Source organism: Microbulbifer sediminum (genome assembly GCF_021729035.1).
Lineage (GTDB): Bacteria > Pseudomonadota > Gammaproteobacteria > Pseudomonadales > Cellvibrionaceae > Microbulbifer > Microbulbifer sediminum.
Genome location: NZ_JAJSAP010000005.1, coordinates 370041 through 393293, shown reverse-complemented (window position 1 = coordinate 393293; position 23253 = coordinate 370041). Strand labels below are relative to the sequence as shown.

Sequence of the window (23253 nt, the reverse complement as noted above, 5' to 3'; positions counted from 1 at the left end):
TTCAATGGCAATTACCCGCAAGGCGCACGATGATGGTGCCGGTTCCTGGCGCCGGCACTGGCGACTGCTGATGTCCGATTGGCTGGACCGGCGCGCGCCAGCGGCACCTGAAGCCACCCTGGACCACCGCCGGCTGTTTATCCTTCCCACCCGTGCGGGCCTGGCTTTCCTGCTGGTGATCGCGTTGCTGTGGCTGCTGGCGACCAATTACGAGAACAACCTGGTTTTCGCGCTGACTTTCCTGCTGGTCAGCCTGTTTGTGGTGCTGCCCCTGCACACCTTTGCCAACCTTGCCGGCCTTGAGATCCGGCTGCTGGGCACCGGGACCGCCTTCGCCGGTGATTTTGCCGCGGCGCGGATCGCAGTCGTTCGCGGCAAGCGGCGTCGCGGCGAGCACATCTCCATTGGCTGGCCGGAATCCGAGCCAGTGGTTGTGCAACTGGCGGCAGATGAGGAGACCGAGGTGGAGGTTACGCTCCCGGTGGCGCGCCGCGGCCTGGTGCGCGCTCCGCGGCTGCGGGTCGAGAGTCGTTTTCCGCTGGGGCTGTTCCGCTGCTGGAGCTGGATCGACCTGGATATCGAGTTCCTGGTCTACCCGCAGCCGCAACCGGCCGGGCCACTGCCACTGGGTGTTGCACTGGCAGAGGGTGAGGCGGAGCAGAAGCGGCGCGGCGGCGACGACTTTGCCGGGCTGCGTCCCTATCAGCCCGGCCAGTCCCTGCGCCAGGTGGCATGGAAGCAGTTTGCCGCCGGCCGGGACCTGTACAGCAAGGACCACGAAACCGGTATCGACAGCCGCCTGTGGCTGGACTGGGACCTGCTGGCCGGCCGCGATGTGGAGACCCGGCTGGGCAACCTGTGTCACTGGGCCCTGGAGGCCGACCGCCAGCAGCTGGCCTATGGCCTGAGGTTGCCGGGGCGGGTGATCGAGCCCGGCGTCGGCAGTGACCACCGCCGGGAACTGCTGGCGGCACTGGCGCGCTTTCCGGTACAGGGGGCGTGATGGCATATAGCGAACGTTTGCCGCGGGAGAGCCTGTTGTGGATATTTGCGGCGCAATTTGCAGTCCTGCTGCCGCATTTTGCACGGCTACCGCTCTGGATTGTGGGCGGCTGGTTGCTGGCGGCCTGGTGGCGCACTGAGGTTTCCCGTGGGCGCCGCGAACTGCCCGGCAAGCCGGTCAAGCTGTTGGTGGTGACGGCCGTGGTGGGGGGGCTGTTACTGTCCTACCGGCAGTGGTTTGCGCTGGAACCCATGGTGGCACTGCTGGCGGTGTCCTTTACCCTCAAGAACCTGGAACTGTTAACCCGGCGGGATGGTTTTCTCAGCCTGCTGCTGGCGTATTTTGTCGCCGCGACCCTGTTTGTTTTCGACCAGGGGATTCCTCACGCGTTATACGGTGTCCTGGCCGTGCTTGTGGTTACGGCCGCACTGGTGGCGCAGGCGGGCGCGGGCAGTGCGGGGCCACGGCGCGCCATTGGCCTGTCCGCACGCCTGCTGGCACAGTCAGTGCCGTTGATGCTGCTGCTGTTTGTGGTGATGCCTCGACTGGGGCCGCTCTGGGCCGTGCCGCAGGAGGACGCCGGTGCGTCCACCGGGGTCTCGGACAGTATGTCGCCGGGGGATTTCGCCAACCTGTCCAGATCGGATAAACCTGCCCTGCGAATTACCTTTGATGGGCCGGTGCCGCCGCCGGAGCAACGTTACTGGCGTGGCCTGGTTTACGCGGATTTCGATGGGCGCCGCTGGAGCCAGGGCTTCGGTGTGGACCCACGGGAGGGTGGCCGGGTTTACTGGAGCGACAGCGAACAGGGGTTGCCGGAAGTCGGCCCCCGGTATCGCTACCAGGTCATCCAGGAACCTACCCGCAGCCGGTGGCTGTTTGCCATGGCGCGCCCGCACTCGGTCACTGACGGGGTCGGGGAGACCCGCGATGATCGCCTGGTACGTGCGGAGCCGGTGTTCAGCCGCCTGGCCTACGAGGTACGTTCATGGCCCCGGGATACCATTAACGATGTGCCGCCGTTAAGCGACTTCGAACGGCGCCGCAACCTGCAGCTGCCGGAGGGGGGAAATCCACGGGCGCGGGCCTGGGCCCGGCGCCTGCGGGCGCAGGACCTGTCTGCGGGGGAGATTTCCGATGCGGTCCTGTCAGTGTTCAACCGCCGGTTTATCTATACCCTGTCCCCTCCCACCCTGGGCGCGGATTCGGTGGATGCGTTCCTTTACGACAGCCAGCGGGGGTTCTGTGAGCATTTTGCCGGTAGCTACGTATTCTTGATGCGTGCCGCCGGTGTCCCGGCGCGGGTGGTCGCCGGCTACCAGGGCGGGGAGTGGGTCGACGGCGAGCAGTATCTGCTGGTGCGCCAGTACGATGCCCACGCCTGGGCCGAAATCTGGACCGAGGGACGCGGCTGGCAGCGGGTCGATCCTACGGCTGCAGTGGCGCCAGAGCGGGTACGTGATGGCCTGCAGAGCGCGGCCGCGGATGAGTTTATGCGCGATGCCCTGTTACCACTGCATCGATTCCCCGTGCTCAGGCAGTTGCGCCTGCAGTGGGATATGATCAACTACCGCTGGTACCGGGCAGTAGTCAGCTTTGACAGTGAGCGGCAGCAAGACCTGCTGCGCGACCTGCTCGGCCGGGTCACCAGCGTGCGCCTGGCGCTACTGGTGGGGCTGCCGGCAGTGCTGGCGCTTCTGGGAGTGGGCGCATGGTTGTGGCTCAGCGGCCGCGGCCGGCGCCCACCGCCCGCCGCGCGCCTCTATCGACAGTTCTGCCGCCGCCTGGCCCGCTGCGGGGTTGAGCGTCGCCGGGGCGAGGCGCCGGAAGATTTTGTTGCCCGGGTGCATCGCGAGCGGCCGCAATTGGGGCCCATGGCGGCGAGCATCACCACTGCTTACCAGCGGGCGGCCTACGCCGACGATCCCGCGGCCCTGAAGCAGTTGCGCCGGCTGGTGCGTGGCTTCTGGCCGTCACTGCGGCGCGGGTAGGGCAAAGTTACCAATATTCGGATTCATTTAATGTCGCTGTTCAGATTGCCGGCCAGGTTACATGCATTCCTGACGGGATACGGATGCACGTCCCTGGCAACCGGGCTCCAGGTGATCCTGCTGCCCTGGATCGCAGTTGCGGTAGTGGAGCTGCCGGCACTGCACCTGGGCTGGGTCCAGGCCTCGGTGCTGCTGCCCAACCTGCTGTTCCTGTTGTTGGGTGGGGTGCTGGCCGATCGCCGTGATGCCGCCACGGTGTCCGCTTTTGCCTGCCTGGGCCTGGCCGCGTGCCACGGCGCCCTGTTGTGGTATTTCTCCCTGCGCCTGCCGGACCTGACGGTGCTGTTGCTCTACGGGGCGGGCCTGGGGGTCTGCACGGCGTTCCTGCAGCCGGCCCGTGACAACCTGGTGCAGCGTAGTGCCCACAGTGACAGCGGGCCGGTTTCCCACGACCGGGTGCAGGCGACGGTGACCTGGATGATGCTGGCCCAATACGGCGGCCAGGCAGTGGGTATGCTGTTTGCCAGCCGTTTCGACCAGTGGGGCGTCGCTCCACTGTTATCCCTGCAGATCAGTGTATTACTGCTGGCTGCGGCGGTGCTGTATTCGCTGCGTTTTCGCACTTCGGCCCGACCCTTTGAACGGGTGCTGCCACTGGCACTGATCCGCGAGGGCCTGGAGGAAGCCTGGCGCAGCCCGGCCCTGCGCGAACTGATTGCGCTGGTGGCATTCAATGGCTTGGTCCACATTGGCGTTTTCCTGGTGGTGTTGCCCCTGTTGGCCGCTGACTATGGCCACGGTGCCAGCTATTACGCGACGCTGCAGCTGGCATTTGTGGCTGGCACCGTGGCGGCGACCATCGTCATGCTGCGGCGAGGGCAGGGTGATGCGCCCGGGCGGGGTATTCTCATGTGCCTGCTCTATAGCGCGGTGTTGCTGGTGGGGATCAGTATCGGCCCGACGGCAATCGGGCTATTGTTACTGTGCTTCTGCTGGGGGGCTGTGGCGGCGGCATCCGCTGCCCTCGGGCGGGCCATCGTGCAGCTGCTGGCACCGGCAGAGGTGCGCAGCCGCATCATTTCAATCTACCAGCTGGCCCTGTTCGGTAGTGCCGCTCTGGGCGCCCTGGGTGCCGGTGCGGTGAGTGAGTATGCAGCGCCGCTCACCACCCTGTTGTGGGCCGGCATCCTCAGTTTTGTCGCCTTTGCGCTGGCAGCCGTGAATGGGTCGCTGCGACGGCTGCGGGTCTCCGGGGACAGCGCCTAGCCCTGTCCCCGGTGCTGGCATGCCCGGGTTGTCACCAGCGATTGGTGATCCACAGCGTCTGGTAGGGCGCCAGTGTCACCGAGCCCAGCATATCTTCAAACATCTGGTCGCTGATCAGGTCCTTCCACACATCGGTTCCGATCAGGTTGATGCTCGACAGGGTGATGGTCTGGTCCGAGTCGGAAATATTGTTGATACAGAAGATACTCTGGCGCCGATCCATGCTCTGGCGCCAGAAAGCAAAGATCTGTTCCCCCAGGTGCAGGGTGAACTGGGTGGCGTTGGGGTGAAACGCGGGCTGGTCACGTCGCACCTGGATCAGCTTGCGCAGGCGATTGAAGACCTGGTGGTGGTGGGACCCCGGATCTGCCAGTTCCCGGTTAAGGTCCTCTTCACACCACTGGCGGCGATTGATGGCGCGGTTGTGGCCGTGTTCCTCCATGCGCCGGTAGTCATTGGTGCTGCCTACCAGGCTGTGCAGGTAAAAGGCCGGAATGCCCTCCAGTGCGAGCATGATGGTGTGGGCACACACAAAGCGCTCCAGCTGCAGGCCATCTTCCCCGGCGCTGGTGCCGCGCATTGCATCGAACAGCGAAATGTTGATTTCGTAGGGTTTGCGGTTACCGTCGTCCAGCGCACGCCAGGAAATCTGCCCGCCGAAATTCTCCATGGTCTGGATCAGCGCTTCCTGTTCCTCGTCGCTGAGCAGCCCCTCAACCGGTCGCAGGCCGATCCCATCGTGGGAAGCGATAAAGTTCAGGTAGGTAGTGCCGTTCTGTGCCGGTGGCATGCTCATCAGCCAGTTTTTCAGGTGATGGCAATTGCCTGATACCAGGGTATTCACCAGCAGTGGCGGCAGGGAGAAGTTGTAGATGCAGTGTGCCTCATTGGCATTGCCGAAATAGGAGAGGTTTTCGCGGTTGGGAATGTTGGTCTCGGTAATGATGACCGCATTGGGATCCGCGTGTTCGATCAGCGTGCGCAGCAGGCGCACGATTTCATGGGTCTCCTCGAGGTTGATACAGCTGGTACCCAGCTTCTTCCACAGGAACGCCACCGCATCGAGGCGGAAAATCCGCACACCCATATCGAGATACATCCGGATGATATCGACCATCTCCAGCAGCACTTCGGGGTTGCGAAAGTTGAGGTCCACCTGGTCGTGCCCGAAGGTGCACCAGACACAGCGCACCTCCTCTCCGTTGCTGACGGCACGCAGTAACGGCGTGGTTCGCGGGCGCACCACGCCGGAGAGGTTCTCGTTCGGGTGTACACAGAAAAAGTAATCGCGTCCGGGAGAGACGTCGTTCTGGAAGTTCTTGAACCACTGGTGCTCGGCCGAGCAGTGGTTGATGACCAGGTCCGCCATCAGGTGGAAGTCGGTGCTGATGCGCAGTACATCGTTCCAGTCACCCAGGTCCGGGTTCACCTGCTTGTAATCGATTACTGCAAAGCCGTCGTCACTGGAGTAGGGGAAGAACGGCAGGATATGCACGCTGTTGATCAGCATGGTGAAGTGGGTCTTGAGGAAATGGTGCAGCGTCTGCAGGTGATGCTGGTTCTCCCGCTGGATCGTATTGCCGTAGGTGATTACGACAATATCGGTCTGGTCCCAGAGGTTTTTGTGCGCAAGGGGGCTCTGGCATTCTTCATCCAGTCGCATTACCTGCATCAGCCGTTGTGCCAGTGCTTCCCCGTCCCGGTCCGGGTAGATCACCGCCAGGTGTTCGCAGAGCTTCTTTTGCAGCAGTTCGCGGATCGGCATTTCATCAGTCAGTGCGTTCATGAGGCTTCCCGGCTTGTCATGTTCCGTATTCTTCGTAATCCATTTCCACAGCACTCTTAAGCTCCTGCAGGAACTCCGGTGCGGCGCTGGTAATCCGGCTCCAGCTGGGGATGAACGGTGTCTCCATGGGATTTTCCAGGAACGTCTGCCCCGCCTTCATCAGGTTGCGGGCAAACAGCTCCACGGTCTGCTCCTCGCGGTGGATATCGAAATCGAGGCCGTTGATGATGGCGTCGTTACGATAGGTCTCGACAAAATCCAGTGCGATGCGGAAGTAGGTAGCCTTGATACTACGGAACGTCTCGGTGGAAAAGACGGTGCCCTGGGTGGCCAGTTTGCGGAACAGCGACTTGGAGATATCGATGGACATCTTCGACAGGCCCGCGTCTTCGTCATCGAAAGAGACTTTCTGGTGCTTGTGGTCATAGCTGTGGGCAATATCCACCTGGCACAGGCGGTTGGTGGAATAGTTGCGGTGCATCTCCGACAGCACGCCGATCTCTAGGCCCCAGTCGCTGGGGATGCGAAGGTCATTGATCACGTCGCGACGGAAAGAGAATTCGCCGGCCAGCGCATAGCGAAAGCTATCCATGTAGTCGAGGTATTCGGTGTGCCCATAGATTTTCTTCAGGGTCCGGATCAGGGGCGTCACCAGCAGGCGGCAGACGCGACCGTTGATTTTTCCTGAGGCCACACGGGAGTAATACCCCTTGCAGAATTCGTAGTTGAAGTTGGGATTGGCGATGGGATAGAAGAGCCGCGCCAGCAGCAGGCGGTCGTAGGTGACGATATCGCAATCGTGGAGGGCGATGGCCTCGCCACGTTTGGAGGCGAGGATATAGCCCAGGCAATACCAGACATTGCGGCCCTTGCCTGCTTCCCGAGGTGCCAGGCCGCGTGCCTCGAGCTTGGCATCCAGCTCCCGCAGGCGTGGGCCGTCGTTCCACAGGACCCGCACATGCTGTGGCAATACGCTGAACTGTCGCAGTGCGTCGCGATACTGGGCCTCGTCAGCGCGGTCCAGGCCGATGACGATTTCAGACAGGTAGGGCACCTGCTTGAGCTGCTCGAGGATGGCCGGCAGGGCCTCGCCCTCCAGCTCAGAGTACAGCGACGGCAGCAGCAGCGACATGGGGCGCTGGCGGGAGAACTCCATCAGCTCCCGCTCCATCTCGTCCAGCGTGCGGTTGGACAGATTATGCAGTGTGGTAATGGAGCCATTCTGGAAAAAGTCGGTCACGGGCGCCTCCTGTAGGGCCTGGGCAATTCTCGTTTTCTCGCGCTGAGTCGGGTCAGTGATTGCGTTATCGATGTTAGTGGTCGGTGAATGCGGGTCACGGTTTGTTTGCAGCGAGCTATTCGACCAGAGGGGCGATGGACTCGCGCCAGCCTTCTGGCCCCTCTTGCTGGCTGATGATCACGCGCCTGGACCCGGTTTCCTCCAGTTGCGGTGGTTGCCGGTGCGGGCCGCGAATGATCACGGCAATATCGGCTACTGCCAGCATGTCCAGGTCATTGGGGCTGTCGCCGGCGGCCACCACCATGTAGTCGCCCGGCCGGGCGTGGCGGTAGCATTCGAGTAACTGCAGGGTTGCGCGGCCCTTGTCGGTATCCCCAAGCAGGTGGAGAAAACGTCCGCCCTCGAGTGTTGTGAGGCCGGCGTCGCGGGCGCGGGCGCAGAATGCCTGTTTTTCCTTGTCGGTGCCGCGCCACAGCAGCGGTTCGGAGTAATGGCGTGTCCTGGCTGCCTCTGCCTGCTCCAGGGACAGGCCGGTAGCATCGACGATTTGCCCCGGGGTGGCATTGGCGAAGCCAAGGTAAGGTGCCCCATGGGCCCGGCTGTCCCTGTCCAGGTACTCCAGCAGCGCCTTGCGGTGCGCGCCCGGTTCCAGTACCCAGAAGCCGGCTTCATCCCGGGCCCCGTCTGGTGCCTGGGGAAAATAGCCCGCGGGAATAAAGATGGCGGAACCATTCTCGACAATAAAGGGATGCCGGTTTCCCAGTTCGCGGCGGATTTCAATCATTTCGTCGCGGGTCTTGCTGCTGTTCAGGATCACTGGAATGTCATGATCGTCCAGCCGGCGCAGCAGGCCATCGACGGCTGTGTGGGAGTAGGTGAAGTGATCCAGCAGGGTGCCATCCAGGTCGCTGACAATCAGCCAGTGCTTGTCGTGCGTTTCTTCTTGTGCCATTCACGTCTTTCCCGGTCACTTTTCTACAGCCTGTGGGTAAATAGAATCCAAAAATAGTGCCAGTCCGGAATTATGGGCCAGTGCAGCGCTGTGAAGGCCCTATCGCTGTGCGCGCAGGCGCCTGATTCCCCATGTGTCCTGGCGGTCAGTCATCTTTACTGATGTGGTGCCGCAATATGGTGAAAGTGGGTAAGGGCTCGAGATGAAAGTTGCACGTTATTGGTGCGTTTTCTCCGCTGGGGAGATCAATGCACCGTTGATGGGCGCTGCGGTAGTGTCGAATGTGGAGGCCGTTATGGCAAAAGGCAAGGAAAAGGAAAGTGGCGACAACCGGCAGTGGTCGGACAAGGTGACCCGCACCAGTGATGCGCTGGACCTGGAACAGGGCGTATTCACGCTCGATGATCCGGCCGAGATCGCCCGCTCACTGAAGCATTCCGCGGAAGCGAGCGAGCGGCGCAAGTCGGATCCCTATCGCTCCGCCATGTCGATGTTGACCTTCTACATCAACCGTGCGGGGAAGAAGCTGCCGGATGAGCGGCGCGAGGTCCTTGAACAGGCCAAGGACGAGTTGCGGCGACTGTTTGGCAGGAATAAAAGCCAGGGGTGACGAAAGCTGTCCGTGATTACAGGGGAGGCCTATTTTTTCGATTTGTGGCGGCCGGTATCGTGAAACTGCCACAGTACATTAATGATCTTCCAGTCGCCGGCATTGCTTTTGTACAGGTGCATGTAATCGATCCACTCATCTACCGTAAGCTTTACCGAGGCCGTCCGCTGGTCAATATCGAAAATCTTGATTTCGACCCTGGGCTCCTCTGGGAACCGGTCACCATCCCTGTTGTAGACCCTCGCCAGCTCCAGCATGTCATCGTAATCTGTTTCCAGCACGAACTCATTGCCCTTGTCGTCGAGCCAGAAGGTCCGCTTCGCCAGGTCCCTGTCCAGTCCCCTCTTGGCCAGGTCCGGCCGAACCTTATGTTGGGACTCAATATAATCCAGGACGGCTCTCCTGATGGCCTGCTCATCCGTGGACGGGCTCGCATGGGAGGCGGCCACCAGGAAAGTCAGGGTCGAAAGCAGCAAAACCTTGAACATAAATAATCCTTTTCAGTACACGAGGTTTTCTCTGGTTGAGAGGGGCCTCTCAACATTCCAAATTCCTTTATCCAGGTGCGTGGCAAGGCAAGAAACGGCCCTGGCCACGAAAGCACATATCTAGCCATAAATGATCAGTGATGGCTATGGCCGAGCTGCATTTCCGGGCGCCCTGGGAATCAGGGGGGAGTACGCGGGTGCAGGAAGAAGCGTTTCAGGAGGGCTCTTCTGGTGTTCGTGATAGGGGAAGGAAAACTGCGAGGGGGCAGGCAATCCAAGACAGGGACCGGCGGCAGCGGCCAGCCCCTGTCAGCGGGACATTACTGGGATTGCACCCAGGTGCCATCCGGGCGGCGGCAGGCAGAGCCCTGCGTGACAACCGGCTCGCCGGAGCCCATCACCTCGGCGGTGAACGGGCGGCAGTAGCTGTCACCGCGCTGACGGACCGGGCCCGGGGTGACCGCGTAGGTCTCGTGACCCTGCTGGCTGTCCCAGGTGATGCGCTGGCCCTCCGGCGCGAATTCCAGCGCCTGCGCCACACAGGCCTGGTTGCGCTGGTCCATGCGCTCACCGATCTTGCCACCGATCAGCACCCCGGCAATGGCACCGCCGATGGTGGCGGCGGTGTTGCCGCGGCCATCACCGATCTGGTGGCCGATAACACCGCCGATAAGGCCGCCGAGTACACTGCCAACCTTATCGCTGTTACAGCGGGCGGCGGTGGGCTGCGGCGCGGGGCGCCATTCGGGGCGGTATTCGGGTTCCGGTGCGCGCTGGTCAAACCAGGGCGGCAGTACCACTACATCGGTGCGCTCGTGGTGACGTCCGTCGTAGTAGCGGTCGCCGCGGCACTTGCGCTCTTCCTCGTAGTCGCCATTGCGCTTCCACTTGCGTTCCACCTTGCAGTTGCCGTCCCAGTACTCCTCTTTGGCGGCATAGTGGTCGTGCTTATGCTTGTGTTTGTGCTTCTTCCAGCCGCGGCCCTCAGGCGGTTCGGCGAAGACGGCAGCGGACAGGCTGCCGCACAGCAGCAGGCAGGTCAGGGTCGCCAGCTTTTTCATGCGCACCTCATGGTTGGTTCTTGTCTGGTTCTCTGGTGTCTCCCTTCGCGACAGCGGCCAGGTGCCGGACGCGCAGGGAAGATGGCAGCCGCGGACGGGAGCCGGTGTTATGGCGTCTATTTTACCAATTGGTTCCATGGTAATGGAGCGGCAGGCTTCGCGACTGCGACGGGGGTCACCCTTTCCGCAGTGGCCGCTGGTGCCAGGATTGGCCGGGAGGGGGCCGGCGGGCGCTGATCCCGCCGGCGGGAGGGGAAGGTCAGGGGGCGCGGCAGCCCAGGCAGCGGGCATAGAGTGCCCGCGGGTCGCGGAAACTGCGCAGCTCGGCCAGGGGTTCCAGGGCCGGCTGCAGGCTGCTCAACCAGGCGCCCAGGGGCAGGTTGGCCTCGAGGCTGGCCGCAACACTGGCATCGATATTGTCTGAGAGTGCCTGCAGCAGGCGCTGCCCGGGGGTGAGTTCACGCTTGATCTCCACCACCTCGTACTGCTCCAGCTCGGCCAGCTGGGCGGCGGAGGCGATGGCGTCGTTCAGGTAGCCGAGTTCGTCCACCAGGCCCAGCTGCTGGGCGGCGCGACCGGTCCATACCTGGCCCTGGGCGATCTTGTGTACCTCTTCGGGCGTGGAGCCACGGGCTTCGGCGACAATGCGCAGGAAGCGGGAGTAAGTGTTCTCGACACCCTGCTGGAGGATGTCGGCGGCCGCATCCGGCAGGGGGCGGTCGAGGCGCATGGCGCCCGCCATTTCGGTGGTGCCCACACCGTCGTTGTAGATGCCCAGGGACTCGAGGGATTCCTCGAAGGTGGGGAAGGCGCCAAACACACCGATGGAGCCGGTGATGGTGGATGGGGCGGCCCAGATGCGGTCAGCGCCGGTGGCAATCCAGTAGCCACCGGACGCCGCCACGCTGCCCATCGAAAGCACCACCGGGATACCGGCATCGCGCGTTGCCAGCAGCTCCTGGCGGATGGCTTCCGAGGCGAACGCTGAGCCTCCACCACTGTCCACGCGCAGCACCAGTGCCTTCACCTTCTTGTCCCGGGCCTGCCGGATCAGCTTGCCCAGGGAGGCGCTGCCGATCTGGCCTGCCGGGGCCTCGCCATCGACAATGGCGCCGGTGGCGGCAATCAACCCGACCTTGTTTTCGGCCGGGGTCGGAATCCGCGTCAGTTTCTGGTGACGAAGGTACTTGAGGGCATTGATACCCTTGTAGCCAATGTCGTCGTCGCCGGCGCCGATGCTCTCCTTCAGGGCATCGATGGCCACGCGGCGACTGGCGAGTTCATCCACCAGCTGCTGGTCGAAGGCGGCCTCGGCCCAGCTACCTTCGTGGGCGGCCAGGTGTTGGGGCAGCTCGTTGACAAACCCGTCGATAGTTTCCGGGGGCAGGTTGCGCAGACCGGTTACCTGCTCGGTGTACTCGGTCCACAGTTCATTCAGCCAGCGCTGGTTGTTGTCCCGCGAGGCCGGGGACATGTCGTCACGGGTATAGGGCTCGATAAAGTCCTTGTAGTCGCCCACACGGAAAACGTGGAAGTTCACCTTGAGCTTGTCCAGCGCGCTCTTGAAGTAATTGCGATAGCTGCCGAAGCCGGTAAGCAACACCGAACCCATCGGGTTCAGGTAAACCTTGTCGGCGTGGCTGGCGAGGAAATACTGCGCCTGGGTGTAGTTATCGCCGACGGCATAGACCGGCTTGTCGGCGGCCTTGAAGCGCTGCAGTGCGGCGCCGACCTCCTCCAGCTTGCTGAGGTTGGCGCCCATCATATAGTCCAGTTCCAGCACCACGGAGGAGATGCGCTGGTCCTTGGCGGCGAAATCGATGGCGTCGACAATATCCTTAACCCGGGTCTCTACCGGGCCGGGCGGGCCGCCCAGCAGAGCGGGAAGGCTCCTGGGGGGGGACAGCTCATCCACCAGGAAACCGGTGGGTGCCACGCGCAGGGCCGCGCCCTGGGGAATGGTGAGCTGTTCCTCCTTGCCGAAGATGGCAAGGCCGATAAACAGCAGTATCAGCAGGAAAATCAGGTTGGTGAACACGCGGCGGAGCCAGGTGATGGCGGCGCCGATGCCACCGAAAAACCGGCGGAGTAATCCTTTGCGATGGGTTGATTCGGTCAAACCTCTTGTCTCCTTGTCTTGAGAGCGGGTCGCACGCCGGCACCCAGCGGCGAGTGCTGTATTGGGGCGGTGTGCGCAATCTACACCATTCGCTGCCAGCGACTGGTCATCATGGCAGAGAAGAACAGGGTAAGGCTAAGTACCAGCAGTACGCCATCCTGCCAGCCGCGTCCGGGCATCATTACGTCGACAATACTGGCGCAGATGTAGATCAACAGGATAAAGCAGAGCCACAGGTAGCTCCGGTACTGCTGCTTCAGCATTCCCGGCAGGACCAGTAGCAGTGGCATCGTCTGCAGGACCCACAACGTGATCGAACCCCCTTCCAGGAACAGGTTCCAGACCACAAACAGGGCCAGCAGGCCGATATAGCAGATCCAGTTCAGGCGCAGCCCGATTTTCAGTTTGCGGGCGACAGGTACGCTCATTGGCCGCGTTCTCCCAGTTTTTTCACCAGTTCCGCGACCCGGGCCCCCTGGGCCCGGCACAGTGCGGTTTCGTCTTCGGTCAGCTGTGCATCCTCGCTGCCGCCGGCCCAGTGCGAGGCGCCATAGGGCGTGCCGCCACTGGTCGTGTGCATCAGTCGCGCCTCGGAATAGGGGATACCGGCAATCAGCATGCCGTGGTGCATCAGGGGCAGCATCATCGACAACAGGGTGGTCTCCTGGCCGCCGTGGATACTGCCGGTGGAGGTAAACACGCCGGCGGGCTTGCCCACCAGGCTGCCGTCCAGCCACATGTCCCCGGTCTGGTCGAGGAAGTGGCGCAGCGGCGCAGCCATATTGCCAAAGCGGGTGGGGCTGCCCATCAGCAGGCCGGCGCAGTCGCGCAGTTCTTCCGGGCGGCAGTAGGGCGCGCCCTCATCGGGTACCGGTGGTGCGCTGGCCTCGGTATCCGGCGATACCGGCGGTACGGTGCGCAGCCGTGCGGCGACGCCTGCGGACTCTACCCCGCGGGCGATCTCTGCCGCCATACGCGCGGTGGAGCCGCTGCGGCTGTAATAGAGAACCAGGATGTACGGTTCGGGATCCCGGGCCATCAGAGTAGCTCCAGTACGTTTTCCGGTGGCCGGCCGAGCACGGCGCGATCGCCCTTGACCACGATGGGACGCTGGATCAGCTTCGGGTGCTCGACCATGGCGGCGACCAGTTTCTCATCGGGCAGGGATTTGTCTTTCAGGCCCAGTTCTTTATAGGCATCCTCGCCGGTGCGCAACAGCTCGCGTGCGCCAATGCCCAGTTTCTGCAGCAGGGTTTCCAGCGTGGTGGCATCCGGCGGCGTCTCCAGGTAGAGGACGACCTGGGGCTCAACACCCTTCTCCTGCAGCAGTTGCAGTGTCTGGCGAGATTTTGAACAGCGTGGGTTATGGTAAATCGTCCACATGTCTTGGGTATCCTGTTATGGTTTGGCGTATTCTATGGCTTGATAAAAGGCCCTGACAAACATCCATGTCACTGCCGGCGCGGAGGTATTCGCCGCAGAAACAGAGAAACGGACATCCCATGACCGAACAGGTACATCGCTGGCGTCGCTTTCTGGTCTCACTGTGGACGCTGTTCAACGAGAAGAACTGTCGCCAGAATGCGGCGGCACTCACGTATATGACCCTGTTCGCAATTGTGCCGCTGGTAACCGTCAGCTATGCCATGCTGTCGCTGTTCCCGGATTTTGCCGGGCTGGAAAATCGCCTGCAGCAGCAGATCTTCGAGCACTTTGTGCCCGAGAGCGGGCGAGAGGTGCAGGAGTACATCAGCAGTTTTTCTTCCCAGGCCCAGCGCCTGACCGGCGCCGGTGTGGCCATCCTGATGGTCACTGCCGGCCTGATGTTGCGCAACATCGAGGCCACGTTCAATGCAATCTGGGATATTCCGCGTGGGCGTAGTGGCGTCTCCAGCTTCCTGCTGTACTGGGCCATCCTCAGCCTCGGCCCCATCCTGCTGGGTACCGGGCTGGCCATGTCCACCTACGTGATTTCCCAGAAGCTGTTCCTCCCGGAAGAGGGCACCCTGGGGCTGGTGCCGATGGCCCTGCGCCTGCTGCCTTTTTTCTTTACTGCTATTGCCTTTACCCTGCTGTTCACCGCGGTGCCCAACTGTCGCGTACCCCTGCGCCATGGTATTGCCGGTGGTGTGATTACGGCTTTCGCCTTTGAACTGGCAAAAAACCTGTTCGGGGTGATGGTGGCGCGCAGCTCTGTACAGGCGATTTACGGTGCCTTTGCGTTCGTGCCGCTGTTCCTGATGTGGATATTCCTGTTGTGGATGATCGTGCTGGCGGGCTGCGTGCTGGTGCGGATGCTGTCGGTGTACGACGCGGCCGCCCAGGGGCGCAAATACTCTGATGTGATGGCAGCCCTGGTGTTGCTGTGGGAGGCATTCCGCAAGTACCAGCATGGATTGCCGATGCGGGATCGTGATATCTCCCGCGTGGGCATCAAGCCGGCACAGTGGCGGCGGATTCGCGAGGCCCTGCAGCGCCATAAAATCTTTACCCAGACCGAGCGCAATGACTTTGTCCTGCAGCGGGACCTGGATTCCATCTCCTTGATGCAGCTGGCCAGCTGGCTGAACCCGGCACCGTTGACCTCCGCGAGCCATGCCGGACTGCAGGGCCAGCCCTGGTTTGGCGAGGTGGAGACTCGTTTCAGTGCGGTGCGTGAATTTACCGGTGAACAGCTGGCAATCAGTGTGGGAGAGTTGTTTCGCAGCGCCAGCGATGACGATCAGCCTGGAGGGGCTGGCCGCGGGCGTGCAAAGAATGGCAATACCACAAAGACCAGAAAAACCAGAAGCAGGCGCGGGAGTGACAAGAGTGCGGCTGAGAGCAGCAAGTCCACGGGCAAAGCCGGGAAACGTGAAAAAGAGAGCATCGAAAGTAATGAAGCCATGGGCAGCCTGTCTTTTTTTGGCCGCCGCAATAAGCGGGTGTGACAGTGGCGCGGGAAAGCCGGCGCTGGCCACCCTGGATGGCGATGATGTAGATACCGGCGGCAAGGTACTGCTGGTGAATTACTGGGCCGAGTGGTGTGCGCCGTGCCGTGAGGAGATCCCTGAGCTGAACCGGTTCGATCGCGCCCATGGCAATGTGCTGGTGCTGGGCGTTAATTATGATGCACCACCGGCGGCGCAGGCCCGCGAACAGGCTGAAAAACTCGGTATCGAGTTCCCGGTACTGGCCGCAGACCCGGCGGGCAGCTGGGGCCAGCAACGCCCGTCTGTATTGCCCAGTACCCTGGTCATCGACAGCGAAGGCCGCTGGGTGACCACCCTGGTGGGGCCCCAGACCGAGGATGACCTCGCCCGGGCCGTGGGGAACCTGGCCGGGGAGGAGAGTACGCACTGACGCCATATGCCCACTGGTGATAACCGGCTGTGGTTTTTGTGTTGCAGCATGTGGGTAAACAGCCTGCGCCCGGTCGCCCACGGTGATCTGCTTCTAAGGGTATAACGAAAGCAACTATATATTGGCGCGGCCTGCTTGGTAGCATCCCGCGCAATTTTTTGGGCTGATGATACCGGGGTGGCAATGCACCTGACTTCCTTTCTGTTCCTTGCGCTGTTTTTTGTGCTGCTGTGGCCGTTGAATCGCTGGCACCGGCGGCACGACAGCCTTGCCCCGGCGGTGTTCGCCGGCCTGGTACTGGGACTTCTGTTCGGCGGCCTGTTGCAGGTTGCCCGGGACTGGGGCGCGATGCCGGCGGAGGTGCTGCCCTGGATCGCGGTGCTGGGCGACGGCTATGTAAACCTGCTGTATGTCCTGGTGATGCCCCTGGTGCTGGTGTCGATCCTGTCGGCAGTGGTCCGGGTAAGCAATACCCAGTCGCTGGGGAAAATCAGTGTGTCCGTGTTGGCGGTGCTGCTTGGCACCACAGCGGTGGCGGCACTGGTCGGCGTGGCCATGGCACAGCTGTTCGGGTTGTCAGCCGAGGGATTGGTGGAGGGATCCCGCGAGGCCGCCCGTGCGGAGGTACTGGGAGAGCGGATCGGTCGCGTCAGCGAACTCAGCATCCCGGAGATCCTGGTCTCCTTTATCCCCGAGAATATCTTCTCCGACCTGGCCGGTAGCCGCGACACCTCGGTGATCGCGGTGGTGATTTTTGCTGTTTTACTGGGGCTGGCGGCCCTGGGGGTGCGCCGTGAGAACCCGGAGCAGGGGGCTAACATTGAATCGGCCGTATCGGTGGCCCAGGCCTGGATAATGAAGCTGGTGCGCCTGGTGATGGCATTTACCCCTTACGGCATCATGGCCCTGGTGGCGGAGCTGATTGCCAGCTCCAGCTGGGCGGATATCGTCAACCTGCTCAGCTTTGTGGTGGCCTCGTTTGTGGCGATTGGCCTGATGTTCCTGGTGCACGGGTTGCTGCTGCTGGTCAATGGCATCAGCCCGCTGCATTATTTTGCCAGGGTGTGGCCGGTACTCGTGTTCGCTTTCAGCTCCCGTTCCAGTGCCGCCACGATTCCGCTCAATATTGAGACCCAGATCGATGAACTGGGCAATTCGCCCGCGATCGCCAATTTCTCGGCCTCCTTCGGCGCCACCATCGGCCAGAACGGTTGTGCCGGCATCTACCCGGCCATGCTGGCAGTGATGGTGGCGGTGCCCATGGGCATCAATGTGCTTGACCCGCTGTGGCTGACCAGCCTGGTGGCGGTGGTAGTGATCAGTTCGTTTGGTATCGCCGGTGTAGGCGGTGGCGCCACCTTTGCCGCACTGGTGGTGCTTCCCACCATGGGTCTGCCGGTTACCATTGCGGCGCTGCTGATTTCCGTGGAGCCGCTGATCGACATGGCACGTACGGCGCTGAACGTCAATGGGGCCATGACCGCCGGCACCCTTTCCCAGCGCTGGCTGGGATCCAGCTTGCCGCCGGTGGAAGAGCCCCTGAGGGACTGACGCGGGGCGAACTGGACCAGACACGGGAAGGAAAGTAGGAGAGTTTTCATGGCGCAACAGCTTCCGCTGGTGATGATTCCCGGCACCATGTGTGACCGCCGCCTGTGGCAGGCACTGTGGCCGGAACTTGAGCCCCTGCAGCCGCAGCACCTGGCAATTCCGGCGGGCGACAGTGTCGCGGCGCTGGTCCGGTCGCTGGCGGCGGCGCTACCGGACGAACCGGTGAACCTTCTGGGATTCTCACTCGGCGGGTACCTGGCGGCAGCGTTGGCCACCACCTACCCGGAACGGGTGGCGCGCCTGTTTATCTGTTCCAACACTCCCCGCGCTCTGCCGGATGCCGAGCTGAAGCAGCGTCGGCAGCTGCTCAACTGGGTGGCCCGCCATGGCTATAGCGGTATCAGCGAGCGCAAGATCGCCGCCATGCTGGCGCCCGAAAACCGGGACCGGGAGGATATTGCCCGGACCATGCGCGCCATGGATGCCAGCCTGGGTGAAAACGTCCTGGTGGAGCAACTGGGCGCAACCAGTGAGCGGCGGGACCTTGTTGATGCACTGGTGAGCCTGCCGTTGCCGGTGACCTTCTGTTACGGCGAGCATGACACCCTGGTCACTCGAAGCTGGGTCAATGAACTGCAGGAGCAGCGGCCGGATGTGGTGGTGCGGGAAGTGCAGGGGGCAGGTCATATGCTGCCGCTGGAGCAGCCACTGCCGCTGGCCCGGGAGATCCGGCACTGGCTGGCCGCATGACCACTTTCTCCCGGCCGGGTTCCCGCGGGTTCAGGTTCGATTCAGTCATTCCCCACTAAAGTGCTCCCGTCGATGATCAACGGGAGACCGATCATGCTTCTGAACAAGAACTTCCTTTTTGCTGTGCTGGTGGTTGCCCTGGTGGGCTTCAGTGTCACCGCCAGTGCCGGGGGCAGTGGCTACTATGGCGATCGCGGGGAGTACGATTTTGCCCGCGTGACCGATGTTATCCCGGTCTACAACGATATCCAGGTGGTCGAGCCCCGCACACAGTGTTGGGATGAGCAGGTGGCCTACCCGGGCCGCGGCTCCGCCGCCAGTACCCTGATTGGCGGCCTGATTGGCGCGGCCGTTGGCAACAAGGCCGGCCATCACCGCCGCGGCCGCAATGCCCGGACGCTGGCCGGTGCCGCAATCGGTGCGACCATTGGCCATTCCATCAGCAGTCGTAAAAACGCCCAGTATGTCACCGAGCAGCGCTGCCAGAGAGTGGACGAATATGTCACCCGGCGCGAGCTGGTCGGGTACGATGTCCGCTATCGTTATAATGGGAGGGAATATATGACTCGCACCGATCGCCATCCGGGCGATAGAATCAGGGTCCGCGTCGACGTCGCCCCCGCCTGGTAATGCCCGTGAGCGGGGGAAGATCGATGCCCAGGGACGAAGTAACCAGTACTGCCAGAGTATCCGGTACTGCAGGTACCGAGAATGTGCGACCAGGAGCTGCAACGTGAAATCCATCTGTGCCCTTTGCCGTCAGACGCGTGTTGTATTGGCACTGCTTATTGCTCTGTGCGCCGCGCCCCTGCAGGCGGCTATGCCGCCTGTGGCCGCGCCGGGGGCTGAGCACCTGCATGTGAGGATCCTCAAGGTCCAGAAGCGCGAGATATCCCGCGAACAGGCGGCGGCGCTGGTCAAACGTCGCTACGGCGGCAAGATACTGGCGGTGTCTGAAACCAGCCGCAAGGGCCGCCCCGCCTACCGGGTCAAGGGCCTGTCGGATAAAAGCCAGGTTTATGTGGTCTACGTGGATAAGCAGAGCGGCCGCATCATGCGCTGAGTCGCCGGCACAACGAATTTGAGCAGAGGGGGAAGGTATGCGCGCACTGTTGGTGGAAGATGAGGAACTGCTGCGCCAGCAGCTGGCAAATTCCCTGCGTGAGGCGGGCTACACGGTGGACGAGGCCCCGGACGGCAATGAAGCCCTGTATTACGGCCGCGAGTTTCCCTACGACGTGGCGGTGATGGACCTTGGCCTGCCGGGCGTCGATGGTATCCAGGTGATCGAGACCCTGCGCCGCGAGGACAAGCATTTCCCCATCCTGATCCTCACTGCCCGCGGCCACTGGCAGGAGCGGGTCAAGGGCCTTGAGGCCGGTGGCGACGATTACCTGGTCAAGCCTTTCCACACAGAAGAACTGCTGGCGCGCCTGAATGCACTGGTGCGACGCTCTGCCGGATTTTCCTCCCCCAGCATCAAGGCCGGCCCCATTGTGATGGATACTTCCTCGCAGCGTGTGCGGGTCGAGGATGCCGAGCTGGACCTCACCTCGTTTGAATACAAGGTGCTGGAATACCTGATGCTGCACCCGGACGAGGTGGTCTCCAAAACTACGCTGACCGAGCATATTTACGAGCAGGACTGCGACCGCGACAGCAATGTGATTGAGGTGTTTATCGGACGCCTGCGCAAAAAGCTGGATGCGGCCGGGGCGTCCAGTCCCATCCAGACCCTGCGCGGGCGGGGTTACCGCTTCGTGGCTCCCGAATAGCCAGTGTAACCGGTCAGGCAACCCGTGCTCTCCTCCTGGCTCAACTCCCTTAAGGGACGGCTGTCTCTGGTCACCACACTCGTGCTGGTGGCCTTTTTGTTATTGATTTCCACAGTACTTGAACACGCCTATCGCACCTCCCTGGCCGAGGCGAAGAAGCGCGAGCTGCAATTACATACCTACACCCTGCTGGCGGTGGCTGAGGCGGAAGGGGACAGCCTGCAGTTACCGCCGGCGCTACCGGAGCAACGCTTCAACCAGCCCGACTCGGGCCTGGTGGGCGCGGTGGCGGACCAGCGTGGGCGTATCATCTGGCGCTCGGAGTCGGCAGTGACCATGCAGCAGTTGCCCTCCCATCCATTACCCCAGGGGCGGGAGGTTTTTGCCCAGATGAGCCTGGGGGGCAACGGTCTCTACAGCACCTTTCGCCAGGGGGTGGCCTGGGGCCTGGAAGGGGATCAGCGTTACACATTTATCGTAGTGGAGGACGCGGCCCCGTTACTGGCGCAGGTGCAGCAGTTTCGCTCCACCATCTGGCGCTGGCTGGGGCTCGGTGCCTTGCTGCTGATCGTTACCCAGTGGCTGGTAATGCGCTGGGGCCTGGCACCACTGCGCGCGGTGGCGGAATCACTGCGGGAGATGCAGCGCGGTGGCAGCGACCGCCTGCAGGGTAATTTTCCCCGAGAGCTGAAACCGCTTACTGACAACCTGAACCTGCTGATCGAGAACGAGCGGCGCCAGCGCGAGAAGACCAGGCATACCCTGGCCGACCTTGCCCACAGTCTCAAGACGCCGCTGGCGGTGCTGAAAGGCCTGAACTTTTCCCGTGATCCGCGCGAGGCCTATACCAGCCTGATCGAGCAGGTGCAGCGCATGGACAGCATCATCAGCTACCAGCTGCAGCGGGCCGTGGCCAGCTCACCCAAGTCGATCCTGCGCGGGGTGGAAGTGCGACCGGTGCTGGACAAGATCCTTGACGCCCTTGTGAAGGTATACCGGGACAAGCCGGCCGAGGTAACCGTGGAATGTGCGGAGGGGACACTCTTCTACGGTGATGAGGGCGACCTGATGGAATTGCTGGGCAACCTGCTGGACAACGCCTACAAGTACGGGGGCGGCAGGATCGCGGTACGGGTGGCCAATGGCGGGGACAGCCGTGGGCTCAGCCTTGCGGTGAGTGACAACGGCCCGGGGATCAGCGCCGATTACTGGCACCGGGTCACCGAGCGGGGTGTGCGCGCCGACCAGCAGCAACAGGGGCAGGGCATTGGCCTGGCGGTGGTGGTGGATATCGTCGAGAGCTACAAGGGCGAGATTTCCGTCAGCGAGTCGGCTCTGGGTGGGGCAGAGATACGGGTGGAACTCTGAGCGGCGCGTCGTGGCCCCTCAGAACCACTCCTCGCGCATCTCGAACGGTACCGCATTGCCACTGTCCAGCAGCGCCAGCTGGGGAACGATTTCCGGCAGTTCCCATTCAACGTAATAGCGCGCTGCCTGCAGCTTGCCCCGGTAGAAATTGCGCTCGCCTTCCCGGTCCGCCTGTTCCAGTGCCAGGTCCGCCACCAGCGCCTGGCGCAGCCAGATCCAGGCCGCCACCACGCGCCCGAAGGCATCCAGGTAGACGGTGGCATTGGCCAGGCCGCGATCGGCATCGGCCTGCAACTGGCCCATCAATGCCAGGGTGGTGGCGTCCAGCCGTTGCAGGTGTTGCTCCAGGTCTTCGGCCATGGAGGCCAGGGCCTCGCGGTCGCGCGCCTGCATGGTGGTCTGGCGAATCTCCTCCTGCAGCAGGCGATAGGCCTCGAGCTGGTCCATGGGCAGCTTGCGCCCCAGCAGGTCGAGGCCGTGGATGCCCTCGGTGCCCTCGTGGATCGGGTTGAGGCGATTATCGCGATAGAGCTGTTCCAGAGGGTATTCGCGGGTATAGCCGGCACCACCGAGTACCTGGATGGCGAGCTCATTGGCTTTCAGCCCATAGCGGGACGGCCAGCTTTTTACCACCGGGGTCAACAGGTCCAGCAGCTTTGCCGCCCGCTCGCGCTGCGCGCTGGTCCCGGCCGTGCGCTGGTCCTCGAACAGGGACGAGGCGTACAGGCACAGTGCCAGCCCGCCTTCCGCATAGGCCTTCTGGGCCAGCAGCATGCGCCGGACATCCGCGTGGCGGATGATGGGCACCTGCTTTGACTGCGGGTTGCGGTTGGAGGGGAGCCGGCCCTGGGGCCGTTCCCGGGCGTATAAGAGCGAGTGGTTGTAGCCCTGGTAACCGAGCACCGCTGCGCCCACACCCACGCCGATACGGGCCTCGTTCATCATCTGGAACATATAGCTCAGGCCCTTGTGGGGTTCCCCCACCAGGTAACCCACGGCGCCGTCCTCCTCACCGAAACTCAACACTGTGGAGGTGGTATTGCGGTAGCCCATCTTGTGCAGCAGGCCAGCCAGTTTCACATCGTTGCGCTGCGCGGGCTTGCCGTCGGCGGCGGGCAGTACCTTGGGTACGATAAACAGGGAGATGCCCTTGACCCCGGCCGGGGCGCCTTTGATCTTGGCCAGTACCATATGCACGGTGTTGCCGGTCAGCGACTGGTCGCCCCCGGAGATATACATTTTCTGGCCGCGAATGCGGTAGGTGCCATCGCCGGCTTCCTCGGCAGTAGTGCGGATATCCGCCAGCGCCGAGCCCTGGTCCGGCTCGGTCAGCGCCATGGTGCCGGCACAGCGGCCGTCCAGCATCGGTGGCAGGAATTGGTCTTTCAGCGCGTCACTGGCAAAGGCATGCACCAGGTTGGCGGCACCGATGGTGAGAAACGGGTAGGCGGCCGAGGCCACATTGGCGGCACTGATGGTGGCCAGGCAGGTGCGCAGGACCACTTCCGGCAATTGCATGCCGCCGTCCCCGAAATCGTGGTGGGCGGCCAGGAAACCGGCCTCGGCAAAGGCATCCCACGCCTGCTGGGTTTCCTCCACCAGGTGTACCCGCTCACCGTCGAAAGTGGGCTCGTGGGCATCGCCGCGGGCATTGTGGTTGGCGAAGAACTTTTCCGCCACGGTGCGCGCCGTCTGCAGGGTGGCGCGGAAGGTGTCCCCGGAGTGTTCGCTATAGCGGGGCCGGTTGAGCAGCTCCAGTGTGTCGAGAAATTCATACAGCAGGAAATCGATATCGCGGTCGTTGAGCAGTTGCGCGGTCATGACTACCCCTCTGGTCCGGTGACGGTGTTTCTTGCCATTCAGTAGACCGTTGCCCGGGACATGGCGCAATGACCTTTACGCTAATCGCGGCGGCCTTTAGTTACCAGGGCGCCTGATTTTTTGTGGGCGC

22 protein-coding genes are annotated in these 23253 nt (G+C 62.7%); 12 read left to right on the top strand and 10 right to left on the bottom strand.

Going from position 1 to position 23253, the window contains the following annotated elements; translation table 11 throughout:
• Positions 1-4 precede the first annotated feature (4 nt).
• The 3 genes from LVD11_RS11125 to LVD11_RS11115 are packed head-to-tail and all read left to right on the top strand — an operon-like array spanning position 5 to position 4260.
• A complete protein-coding gene (locus tag LVD11_RS11125) occupies positions 5-1003 on the top strand; it encodes a DUF58 domain-containing protein (RefSeq protein WP_237058996.1) in 999 nt (332 codons plus the stop codon).
• On the top strand, positions 1003-2994 hold the full coding sequence (locus LVD11_RS11120; RefSeq protein ID WP_237058994.1) for a transglutaminase TgpA family protein: 1992 nt from the start codon (positions 1003-1005) through the stop codon (positions 2992-2994). The genes LVD11_RS11125 and LVD11_RS11120 overlap by 1 nt, the downstream gene beginning before the upstream one ends.
• A 30-nt stretch (positions 2995-3024) precedes the next feature.
• Positions 3025-4260 (top strand): MFS transporter, encoded by a 1236-nt coding sequence (locus tag LVD11_RS11115; RefSeq protein ID WP_237058992.1) that lies wholly within the window; start codon positions 3025-3027, stop codon positions 4258-4260.
• A gap of 31 nt (positions 4261-4291) precedes the next feature.
• On the opposite strand, the gene LVD11_RS11110 is transcribed toward LVD11_RS11115, so the two are convergent.
• The 3 genes from LVD11_RS11110 to LVD11_RS11100 all read right to left on the bottom strand — a co-directional run bounded on the left by LVD11_RS11110 (position 4292) and on the right by LVD11_RS11100 (position 8238).
• Complete coding sequence (locus tag LVD11_RS11110) at positions 4292-6046, bottom strand: sugar phosphorylase (protein ID WP_237058990.1); 1755 nt, start codon at positions 6044-6046, stop codon at positions 4292-4294.
• A gap of 16 nt (positions 6047-6062) precedes the next feature.
• Positions 6063-7286 (bottom strand): glycosyltransferase family protein, encoded by a 1224-nt coding sequence (locus tag LVD11_RS11105; RefSeq protein WP_237058988.1) that lies wholly within the window; start codon positions 7284-7286, stop codon positions 6063-6065.
• Positions 7287-7401: 115 nt separating this feature from the next.
• Positions 7402-8238 (bottom strand): HAD-IIB family hydrolase, encoded by an 837-nt coding sequence (locus tag LVD11_RS11100; protein WP_237058986.1) that lies wholly within the window; start codon positions 8236-8238, stop codon positions 7402-7404.
• A gap of 202 nt (positions 8239-8440) precedes the next feature.
• On the opposite strand from LVD11_RS11100, the gene LVD11_RS11095 reads away from it, so the two are divergent.
• The gene (locus LVD11_RS11095) at positions 8441-8848 is read left to right on the top strand and encodes a DUF3175 domain-containing protein (RefSeq protein WP_237058984.1); all 408 of its coding nucleotides are present in this window, start codon (positions 8441-8443) and stop codon (positions 8846-8848) included.
• 29 nt (positions 8849-8877) lie between these two features.
• On the opposite strand, the gene LVD11_RS11090 is transcribed toward LVD11_RS11095, so the two are convergent.
• From LVD11_RS11090 to arsC, 6 genes are all read right to left on the bottom strand, one after another.
• Positions 8878-9336: a nuclear transport factor 2 family protein gene (locus LVD11_RS11090; protein ID WP_237058983.1), complete on the bottom strand. Its 459-nt coding sequence runs from the start codon at positions 9334-9336 to the stop codon at positions 8878-8880.
• Positions 9337-9656: 320 nt separating this feature from the next.
• On the bottom strand, positions 9657-10397 hold the full coding sequence (locus tag LVD11_RS11085; RefSeq protein ID WP_237058981.1) for an RT0821/Lpp0805 family surface protein: 741 nt from the start codon (positions 10395-10397) through the stop codon (positions 9657-9659).
• Positions 10398-10656: 259 nt separating this feature from the next.
• The gene (gene sppA / locus LVD11_RS11080) at positions 10657-12516 is read right to left on the bottom strand and encodes a signal peptide peptidase SppA (RefSeq protein ID WP_237058979.1); all 1860 of its coding nucleotides are present in this window, start codon (positions 12514-12516) and stop codon (positions 10657-10659) included.
• 80 nt (positions 12517-12596) lie between these two features.
• Complete coding sequence (locus LVD11_RS11075; RefSeq protein WP_237058977.1) at positions 12597-12944, bottom strand: DUF2069 domain-containing protein; 348 nt, start codon at positions 12942-12944, stop codon at positions 12597-12599.
• The gene (gene wrbA, locus LVD11_RS11070) at positions 12941-13555 is read right to left on the bottom strand and encodes an NAD(P)H:quinone oxidoreductase (RefSeq protein ID WP_237058975.1); all 615 of its coding nucleotides are present in this window, start codon (positions 13553-13555) and stop codon (positions 12941-12943) included. Before wrbA ends, LVD11_RS11075 begins: the two co-directional genes overlap by 4 nt.
• Complete coding sequence (gene arsC / locus LVD11_RS11065) at positions 13555-13899, bottom strand: arsenate reductase (glutaredoxin) (RefSeq protein WP_237058973.1); 345 nt, start codon at positions 13897-13899, stop codon at positions 13555-13557. The genes wrbA and arsC overlap by 1 nt, the downstream gene beginning before the upstream one ends.
• A gap of 119 nt (positions 13900-14018) precedes the next feature.
• Here arsC and LVD11_RS11060 point away from each other — a divergent pair, with 119 nt between their 5' ends.
• The 8 genes from LVD11_RS11060 (at position 14019) to LVD11_RS11025 (ending at position 21302) form a co-directional block, all read left to right on the top strand.
• Entirely contained in the window at positions 14019-15446 is a 1428-nt protein-coding gene (locus LVD11_RS11060; protein ID WP_237058971.1) for a YihY family inner membrane protein, read from the top strand.
• The gene (locus tag LVD11_RS11055) at positions 15421-15858 is read left to right on the top strand and encodes a TlpA family protein disulfide reductase (RefSeq protein ID WP_237058969.1); all 438 of its coding nucleotides are present in this window, start codon (positions 15421-15423) and stop codon (positions 15856-15858) included. The genes LVD11_RS11060 and LVD11_RS11055 overlap by 26 nt, the downstream gene beginning before the upstream one ends.
• Positions 15859-16041: 183 nt before the next feature.
• Positions 16042-17409: an L-cystine transporter gene (locus LVD11_RS11050; RefSeq protein ID WP_237058968.1), complete on the top strand. Its 1368-nt coding sequence runs from the start codon at positions 16042-16044 to the stop codon at positions 17407-17409.
• A 48-nt stretch (positions 17410-17457) separates the two neighbouring features.
• Positions 17458-18159, top strand: a complete 702-nt coding sequence (locus tag LVD11_RS11045) for an alpha/beta fold hydrolase (RefSeq protein ID WP_237058967.1) — start codon at positions 17458-17460, stop codon at positions 18157-18159.
• A gap of 93 nt (positions 18160-18252) precedes the next feature.
• Positions 18253-18789 (top strand): glycine zipper 2TM domain-containing protein, encoded by a 537-nt coding sequence (locus LVD11_RS11040; RefSeq protein ID WP_237058966.1) that lies wholly within the window; start codon positions 18253-18255, stop codon positions 18787-18789.
• 103 nt (positions 18790-18892) lie between these two features.
• Positions 18893-19222, top strand: a complete 330-nt coding sequence (locus LVD11_RS11035) for a PepSY domain-containing protein (protein WP_237058965.1) — start codon at positions 18893-18895, stop codon at positions 19220-19222.
• Between the two features lie 37 nt (positions 19223-19259).
• The gene (locus LVD11_RS11030; protein WP_237058964.1) at positions 19260-19934 is read left to right on the top strand and encodes a response regulator transcription factor; all 675 of its coding nucleotides are present in this window, start codon (positions 19260-19262) and stop codon (positions 19932-19934) included.
• 24 nt (positions 19935-19958) lie between these two features.
• Positions 19959-21302 carry an ATP-binding protein gene (locus LVD11_RS11025; protein ID WP_237058963.1) on the top strand — a complete coding sequence of 448 codons (1344 nt, stop codon included), beginning with the start codon at positions 19959-19961 and terminating at the stop codon, positions 21300-21302.
• A gap of 18 nt (positions 21303-21320) precedes the next feature.
• Here LVD11_RS11025 and LVD11_RS11020 read toward each other — a convergent pair whose 3' ends face one another.
• The gene (locus tag LVD11_RS11020) at positions 21321-23123 is read right to left on the bottom strand and encodes an acyl-CoA dehydrogenase (RefSeq protein WP_237058962.1); all 1803 of its coding nucleotides are present in this window, start codon (positions 23121-23123) and stop codon (positions 21321-21323) included.
• Between the last annotated feature and the right edge of the window lie 130 nt (positions 23124-23253).

Excerpts from the sequence above, each read along its gene's own strand:
- LVD11_RS11110 (WP_237058990.1), bottom strand. The coding sequence starts at position 6,046 with ATGAACGCACTGACTGATGAAATGCCGATCCGCGAACTGCTGCAAAAG.
- wrbA (WP_237058975.1), bottom strand. The coding sequence starts at position 13,555 with ATGGCCCGGGATCCCGAACCGTACATCCTGGTTCTCTATTACAGCCGC.
- LVD11_RS11040 (WP_237058966.1), top strand. The coding sequence starts at position 18,253 with ATGCTTCTGAACAAGAACTTCCTTTTTGCTGTGCTGGTGGTTGCCCTG.
- LVD11_RS11120 (WP_237058994.1), top strand. The coding sequence starts at position 1,003 with ATGGCATATAGCGAACGTTTGCCGCGGGAGAGCCTGTTGTGGATATTT.
- LVD11_RS11115 (WP_237058992.1), top strand. The coding sequence starts at position 3,025 with ATGTCGCTGTTCAGATTGCCGGCCAGGTTACATGCATTCCTGACGGGA.
- LVD11_RS11020 (WP_237058962.1), bottom strand. The coding sequence starts at position 23,123 with ATGACCGCGCAACTGCTCAACGACCGCGATATCGATTTCCTGCTGTAT.
- arsC (WP_237058973.1), bottom strand. The coding sequence starts at position 13,899 with ATGTGGACGATTTACCATAACCCACGCTGTTCAAAATCTCGCCAGACA.
- LVD11_RS11030 (WP_237058964.1), top strand. The coding sequence starts at position 19,260 with ATGCGCGCACTGTTGGTGGAAGATGAGGAACTGCTGCGCCAGCAGCTG.
- LVD11_RS11060 (WP_237058971.1), top strand. The coding sequence starts at position 14,019 with ATGACCGAACAGGTACATCGCTGGCGTCGCTTTCTGGTCTCACTGTGG.
- LVD11_RS11095 (WP_237058984.1), top strand. The coding sequence starts at position 8,441 with ATGAAAGTTGCACGTTATTGGTGCGTTTTCTCCGCTGGGGAGATCAAT.
- LVD11_RS11085 (WP_237058981.1), bottom strand. The coding sequence starts at position 10,397 with ATGAAAAAGCTGGCGACCCTGACCTGCCTGCTGCTGTGCGGCAGCCTG.
- LVD11_RS11100 (WP_237058986.1), bottom strand. The coding sequence starts at position 8,238 with ATGGCACAAGAAGAAACGCACGACAAGCACTGGCTGATTGTCAGCGAC.
- LVD11_RS11090 (WP_237058983.1), bottom strand. The coding sequence starts at position 9,336 with ATGTTCAAGGTTTTGCTGCTTTCGACCCTGACTTTCCTGGTGGCCGCC.
- LVD11_RS11075 (WP_237058977.1), bottom strand. The coding sequence starts at position 12,944 with ATGAGCGTACCTGTCGCCCGCAAACTGAAAATCGGGCTGCGCCTGAAC.
- LVD11_RS11050 (WP_237058968.1), top strand. The coding sequence starts at position 16,042 with ATGCACCTGACTTCCTTTCTGTTCCTTGCGCTGTTTTTTGTGCTGCTG.
- LVD11_RS11045 (WP_237058967.1), top strand. The coding sequence starts at position 17,458 with ATGGCGCAACAGCTTCCGCTGGTGATGATTCCCGGCACCATGTGTGAC.
- LVD11_RS11125 (WP_237058996.1), top strand. The coding sequence starts at position 5 with ATGGCAATTACCCGCAAGGCGCACGATGATGGTGCCGGTTCCTGGCGC.